The 1,510-nt window shown below is 61.5% G+C and carries 4 protein-coding genes; all 4 read right to left on the bottom strand.

Going from position 1 to position 1,510, the window contains the following annotated elements; genetic code table 11:
• Window positions 1-132, bottom strand: a 132-nt coding sequence (locus B5F94_RS17010) for a single-stranded DNA-binding protein (RefSeq protein ID WP_242965702.1), incomplete at its 3' end; no start/stop codon positions are given.
• A 144-nt stretch (window positions 133-276) separates the two neighbouring features.
• Complete coding sequence (locus B5F94_RS15810; RefSeq protein ID WP_087331518.1) at window positions 277-948, bottom strand: hypothetical protein; 672 nt, start codon at window positions 946-948, stop codon at window positions 277-279.
• Entirely contained in the window at window positions 938-1,195 is a 258-nt protein-coding gene (locus B5F94_RS15805; protein ID WP_087331515.1) for a hypothetical protein, read from the bottom strand. The genes B5F94_RS15810 and B5F94_RS15805 overlap by 11 nt, the downstream gene beginning before the upstream one ends.
• Window positions 1,196-1,240: 45 nt before the next feature.
• Window positions 1,241-1,510, bottom strand: a 270-nt coding sequence (locus B5F94_RS15800; protein ID WP_204247518.1) for a PcfJ domain-containing protein, incomplete at its 5' end; no start/stop codon positions are given.

Here is a 1,510-nt window from a genome sequence, read left to right as displayed (position 1 = left end):
CGACGCGACTGGGATGCCGCTCTGTGTCCGGCGCAGTTCGGGGTCCCGGGTGAGCCGCCCACTGAGAATGATTCGATTCAACATGATGTTTACCTCCATTTTGACAATTTGTTTTTCGGGCGGCCGGTCCAGAGGGGAAGCACACGCCCAGCCCAGTCGTTTCCGGCCTGCCTCCGTGTACCATCCCGTCTGTTCCACACCCGTTCACCAACACACCTGGATGGGGGACCCATCGCCCGCCGCCATCAGGGTGCCGCTCGGGAACCGGACGGCGGCTTAGGGGCAATACCGTTTGTTGGGATGCTCCTCCAGAGAGGCAAACGGGTGAATCAGCAGTTCATACAGGACGGTCTGCCGCTCCGCTTCCGGCATCTCGGTGCAGTCAGCGGCCAATTCGGAGACCGTCTTGTTTCCGTACTGCTGAAAATACTGCTCATAAATGGCCGTGAACTCTGCCGCGCAGGGCGCTACCAGCTCGTCCATGAACTGGATCAGACTGCCGGCCTCCATGTCCCCAAGCACACTGTCCCGCGGCGGCAGATTGGCCTTCAGACGCTCCTCCAGCGAACGGGGCGGGAGAAGGGGCTGCCCCAGAGGCGGGGCCCCGTCCTCCTCAAGCTCTGTTTGTTCAGGAGGGGTGCCCAGGAGGGGCGGGAGCAGAAGGGCGGCCGTGTCATAGAGGTAGGCGTCGCCGCAGGAGGGAGTTACCGAGAGCCGGTCATCCAGGGCCTTGGCAAGCTGTTTGTAGGTCATGGACTGTACCTGCTCCCGGGAGAGGCCCAGGGTGGACCGAAGCCGCTCCAGCTCCGCTTCAAAGCCCTGGAAATACTCAGGCAGGGTCATATCAGCAAAGCGGTGGATGATGGCCGCGGCGTATTCGGGGTGGGCACAGCGGCCGGTGTCCAGCAGGGCAAGCCGGTCTTGCAGTGGGAAGCGTTCAATCCTCATGCTGGCCTGCCTCCTCTCTCTGCCGGCGCTCCAGCACCTCCAGTGCGCTCCCGGCCCGGTCCAGCAGGTTCCGCAGAGCGGCCAGGGGGTCATCTGTGTAGCGGCCCCAAAAGTAATCGCTCCCGTTTCTGCACACCCATGTGACAAACCGCGTGGGGGCGTTGGGGTTCTCGCCAAGGACATATTCTGTGTCCCCGACACGAATGGCGCTGGTAATGATATATCCGGCGTTACTGCGTTCTGACATGTTTTATCCTTTCTCCCCGTATGAGCCCGATAGGACAGGCGTATCTTATGCGGCTTGCAGGACTTCCCGTTCCCACTGGTCGAGAAACCGCTGGACTTCTGGGGTGGCTGGGCGATTGTTGGCAGATCGAGCCTGGACCACTTTTCTGTTTCTGATCTCCAGCGTGTAAAATGGCTTGTCCGCTTCAGCCGCCCGGCGCAGAAACAGGATGACGCACTCCTGCTTTGCCACGCGGTCCACATAGGTGCCGACACAGTGATGGAGGGCCTGTCCCTCCTGAATGATGTCCTCCGGGCTTTGGGGACAGAGCACCAC

Source organism: Flavonifractor sp. An4, assembly GCF_002161755.1.
GTDB classification, from domain to species: domain Bacteria; phylum Bacillota; class Clostridia; order Oscillospirales; family Oscillospiraceae; genus Flavonifractor; species Flavonifractor avicola.
Note: the sequence above shows the minus strand (reverse complement) of the source record. Positions and strands in the feature narration are given on the sequence as shown.